The following is a 4,598-nucleotide window of genomic DNA, read 5'->3' as shown; positions in this document are numbered from 1 at the left end:
TTTCCGTGGTTTTGTCCATGGCCTTGCAGGGGGGCCCTGGTAAAATGGCATCTGCGGTCAATTTGGGAGAAACTTCAATGGATTTCAGATGGTTGCGCATAGAGACCTTGACCATGGCAGCTGCCTTAACCGTGTCACAGATTTTTATTTTTGATTCTTCAAAAAATTTTTTTGTACCCAGGTTCGGTTTTTCAATTACCTCCACGGCCCCGCTTTCCAGGGCTGATAATGCGGTATAGCGCCCCTGGGTGGCCAGGGTCGAACAGATGATAACAGGAATGGGATGCTGGGCCATAATTCTTTTCAGGAACGTAATCCCATCCATGCGGGGCATTTCAACATCCAGTATAATGACATCCGGAATTTCATGGCGCATTTTCGAGGCCGCAACGATTGGATCCTGTGCCATTGCCATGATCTCAATTTCCGGATCAGAGGTCAGCACCTCGGACAGCGCGTTTCGGGCCAGTGCGGAATCATCAACAATAAGTACTCTAATTTTTTTCCCCATCGCAACCTTCTTCTTTTATTATCTTTGACCACGGCCCTTTTTTTGATAAATAGTCGTTTGAACTGATTTTAAAGGAAACCCAGCGTGCTGGATAACTTCTGAATGCCCCATGAAAAGAAAGCCTCCGGGCTTTAAATGGTTTAACAGCTTATGCAGGATCTGATTCTGGGTTTCCTTTTCAAAATAAATCATCACATTTCTGCAGAATATAATATCCATCTGATCAATGCCGGTATACCGTGTATTCATCAGATTCAACCGAAGCAACCGGACCTTGGATCGAAGTTGGGGTACAATTCTGACCGTATTTTTACGCCGGTCCTTGCTTCGCAAAAGATATTTTTTTCTCAGCGCCATGGGTACCGGCTCAATCTCATCATGGGGGTAGACTGCTTTTTGGGCAACATTCAACACGTCCGTGGAAATGTCTGTACCTAAAATGCTGAAGTCTATTCTTTTATTCTGCTGTTCCGCATATTCAGACAGCACCATGGCCAGGGTATAGGGTTCATGCCCCCGGGAGCAGGCAGAACTCCATACATACAATTTTTTGAACCCGTCAGTGGGCACGGAAGAGAGCAGTTCAGGCAATGCCTTTTGTTTTAAAAAATCAAATTGTTTGGATTCCCTGAAAAAATCGGTTTTATTGGTTGTCACCTGGTTGATAAAATAGGGCAGTTCATATTTTTGCCCCCGGGGGCTGAACAGGTAAGCACAATATTCCTCATAAGAGGATATATCCAGGGCATTTAAGCGCTTACGCAGACGGGATTCAACCATGCCTCGCTTGGCATCAGACATTTTGATGCCCAGTTCAGCGTGTATATAGTCGCCTAGTCGTCTGAAATCCGCCATGGCAAGCGAGGGCTGGGACGGGAAACTCATCATCTGCCACCCTGGGGTACTAATAGCAGGGTATTCCGCCTACTCATTTTTTTCTTCCCCGGCATTTGCAACCTCGAGCGTTTCAGGCATGGGCATAGCATCAGCAGCCTGGACAATGGCAAGCTCCTGGGCAGAAAAAACCTTTGTCGTTTCAAGAATGATTATAAATTCCGTATCCTTTTTTCCCATACCCCGGATAAATTCGGTTTTGAGCCGGGTACCGATTCTGGGTGGGGGATCAATCTGTTCGGGTTCAAGGCTTATCACTTCCTGAACCGAATCCACCAGAATACCAAGGATGGTCTGTTCGCCGTCAAGAACCACCTCAATAATAATAATGCATGTTTCTTTTATATATTCTGCCTTTTTCAGACCGAATTTAAGTCTTAGATCCACAACCGGAACCACCCCACCCCTCAGGTTGATGACCCCGCACATGAAATGCGGCATCTGGGGTACTTTGGTGATCGGAATGATATCAAGTACCTCACGAACCGTTGTGATGTCCATGGCATAAATTTCATTGTCCAGTTTAAATGTCAGGTACTGGCTTGTCCGGGTGATGCCCTGTACACTCATTGATCCTCCTCCTATATTTATAAAACCGGTAACCTGTTAAATTAATATACTATGCGCTTTCCAGAAGAACATTGGTATCTAAAATCAAGGCCACGGTGCCGTCTCCCAGGATGGTGGCCCCGGATATATCCTTGATATCTTTGAAGGCCGGTCCTAAAGGTTTTATCACTGTCTGATGCCCCCCGATCACATAGTCCACGACAAAGCCGATACGACTGTCATTAACATCGGTAATAACGATATGTTCCATCTCCGGACGACGGTCCCCCATGTGAAAACGGTCCCGAAGGCGGATGTAAGGCACCATCTCCCCCCGGACATTGAGAATGTTCCTGCCGTTGATCATCTCGATTTCCCGGCTTTTAATCTCAACACATTCTTCAACAGACATCAGAGGCAGTACAAAGAAACCATCGTCAATGCTTACAAGCAGACCGTTGATAATAGCAAGGGTTAAAGGAAGAATAAGCGTGATTTTGGTTCCTTCACCAGGTACACTGTCAATGTCAATGCGCCCCCTTAAGGACTCAATGGTTCTTTTGACCACATCCATACCCACACCGCGGCCGGAGATACTTGTCACTTCCTTGGAGGTGGAAAATCCTGGCGCAAAAATGTGGGCAAATATTTTTTTGTCGGATAATTCTGCATTTTCAGGAATCAACCCCCTTTCCACAGCTTTTTGCCGGATGGTATCGACATTGAGCCCAGCCCCGTCATCCTGGATGGTAATGACCACATTGGTTCCCTTGTGGCCGGCGGACAGGATAATGGTTCCTTTTGCGGGCTTGCCCTTGAGTTCTCTAATCTCAGGGGGTTCCACGCCATGATCAAGACTGTTGCGGAGCAGATGTACCAGGGGCTCATCAAGGCGTTCAAGAATGGTTTTATCAAGTTCTGTTTCCGCGCCATGGGTAACCAGCTCAATTTTCTTGTTAAGCTGGGAGGACAGATCCCGCACCAGACGCCTGAACTTATTGAATATGGTGCCGATGGGCATCATCCTGATATTGAGCACACTGTCCCGGAGCTCGCCGGTCAGGCGCTCGATCTCTTCCACGGATTCACCTAAGTCCGTATCATCTCTGTTTGACGCCACCTGGGTCAGCCGGTCCTGGGTAATAACCAGTTCACCCACCAGGTTGATCAACTTGTCAAGTCTGTCTGACGGCACGCGCACGGTTGATACGGCAGCGGATTTATGCATTTTGGAGACAACTGTCTGCTCTTTTAGCGCAGACTTGATCTTTTCCTTGGAAAGCGCACCGGATTCCACCAGCCGCTCACCTATTTTTTTCCGGGTACCGAATTCCTGGTCCAGGGTTTTTCTGTCAATATCACCCCGTTCAACAAGAATATCACCCAACCGCGGCTCAGGTATCTCATCGGATGCAATCACCTTTTCTTCAACGGTTTCAATATCGATTTTGCATTTATCTTCCACAAAGATGAAAATATCCTTGACGGAATTGGCACGCTTGGTCGTGGTTAAAATTACATCCCAGAAAAGATAGCATGACTCCGGGGAAAGATTTTCCAGATCCGGTACTTTTTCCGTCTGGACCACGACGCTGCACTCCCCCATATCTGCAAGATCATAGAGCAGCATGACCGGATCCATGCCAGTGGAAAATATATCCGGATCAGGTGAAAACCGGATACGGTAAACCGCTTGGTTTTGCTGAACCGGCTTAGCCGGCTCCGGGGCTTGTTCCGGCGTTTCCTTCGGGGTTTCTTCAGCTGGAGGGACCGCGCCATGGGAACGAACCAGGACTTTAAGGGAAGCAATGATTTCTTCGCCTTCCCGGGGATCTACCGGCGGACCATCACCGTTGGCTTGGGCAAGCATGGCCGTGATGCGGTCCCGCGATACCAGGATCAGATCGATAAGGGATTTGGTGACAGGAACCGTTCCGTTTCGAACTTTATCCAGGGCTGTTTCAACATGATGGGTAAACTCGGCAATGGCATCAAACCCGAACATGGATCCGGACCCCTTGATGGTATGCATGGCGCGAAACAGCCGGTTTACCGCTTCCTGGTCCCCGGGATTTTCTTCAATATCCAGAACCGCATCTTCAACACCTGATAGAAGTTCTTCTGCCTCGCGGCAGAATTCTTCAATGAATCTGTTGGATTCATTCATAGGATCTGTCCTTTAAAATACATGTTCAAGTGATAGATATACATGTTCAAGACAAAAACAGTCTTCTCTTTAAGCACAATTGATTTAAGCAAAATTTGGTTTAACGAAGAATTTTCTTTATTACGGCAAGCAACTGCTCGGGTTTAAACGGTTTCACAATCCACCCCGTGGCCCCGGCAGCCTTGCCTTTTTGTTTCATTTCCGTTTCAGCTTCGGTTGTCAGCATAATAATGGGCATAAATTTAAATTGGGGCATGGACCGGACCCATTTAATCAACTCTAACCCATTCTTGTTGGGCATATTCAAATCGGTCAACAGCATGTCAACATGGGTGTGGGCAAGTTTATCGGCCGCATCCAGCCCATCCACAGCTTCAATGACTTCATAGCCGGCCTGGTTTAATGTAAACGTGACCATCTGTCTTATGCTGGTCGAATCATCCGCCGTCATAATGACCTTTGCCATTCTTTAAGTCT

General features: G+C 47.3%; 5 protein-coding genes. All 5 read right to left on the bottom strand.

All coding sequences use genetic code 11. The annotated features are described in order from the left end of the window. Positions 1-511, bottom strand: a 511-nt coding sequence (locus AB7U36_RS18950; RefSeq protein WP_428161216.1) for a response regulator, incomplete at its 3' end; no start/stop codon positions are given. Between the two features lie 18 nt (positions 512-529). Next, positions 530-1,399, bottom strand: a complete 870-nt coding sequence (locus AB7U36_RS18945; protein WP_428161215.1) for a CheR family methyltransferase — start codon at positions 1,397-1,399, stop codon at positions 530-532. A gap of 36 nt (positions 1,400-1,435) precedes the next feature. Beyond that, positions 1,436-1,975: a chemotaxis protein CheW gene (locus AB7U36_RS18940; RefSeq protein ID WP_428161214.1), complete on the bottom strand. Its 540-nt coding sequence runs from the start codon at positions 1,973-1,975 to the stop codon at positions 1,436-1,438. Positions 1,976-2,024: 49 nt separating this feature from the next. Then, positions 2,025-4,121 carry a chemotaxis protein CheA gene (locus AB7U36_RS18935; protein WP_428161213.1) on the bottom strand — a complete coding sequence of 699 codons (2,097 nt, stop codon included), beginning with the start codon at positions 4,119-4,121 and terminating at the stop codon, positions 2,025-2,027. Positions 4,122-4,221: 100 nt separating this feature from the next. After that, positions 4,222-4,572 (bottom strand): response regulator, encoded by a 351-nt coding sequence (locus AB7U36_RS18930; protein WP_428161212.1) that lies wholly within the window; start codon positions 4,570-4,572, stop codon positions 4,222-4,224. Positions 4,573-4,598: the final 26 nt, after the last annotated feature.

This window comes from Desulfobacter sp. (assembly GCF_050177295.1).
The sequence above is the reverse complement of the archived record's forward strand: the minus strand, read 5'-3'. Positions and strand labels throughout refer to the sequence as shown.

Excerpts from the sequence above, each read along its gene's own strand:
- AB7U36_RS18940 (WP_428161214.1), bottom strand. The coding sequence starts at position 1,975 with ATGAGTGTACAGGGCATCACCCGGACAAGCCAGTACCTGACATTTAAA.
- AB7U36_RS18945 (WP_428161215.1), bottom strand. The coding sequence starts at position 1,399 with ATGATGAGTTTCCCGTCCCAGCCCTCGCTTGCCATGGCGGATTTCAGA.
- AB7U36_RS18930 (WP_428161212.1), bottom strand. The coding sequence starts at position 4,572 with ATGACGGCGGATGATTCGACCAGCATAAGACAGATGGTCACGTTTACA.
- AB7U36_RS18935 (WP_428161213.1), bottom strand. The coding sequence starts at position 4,121 with ATGAATGAATCCAACAGATTCATTGAAGAATTCTGCCGCGAGGCAGAA.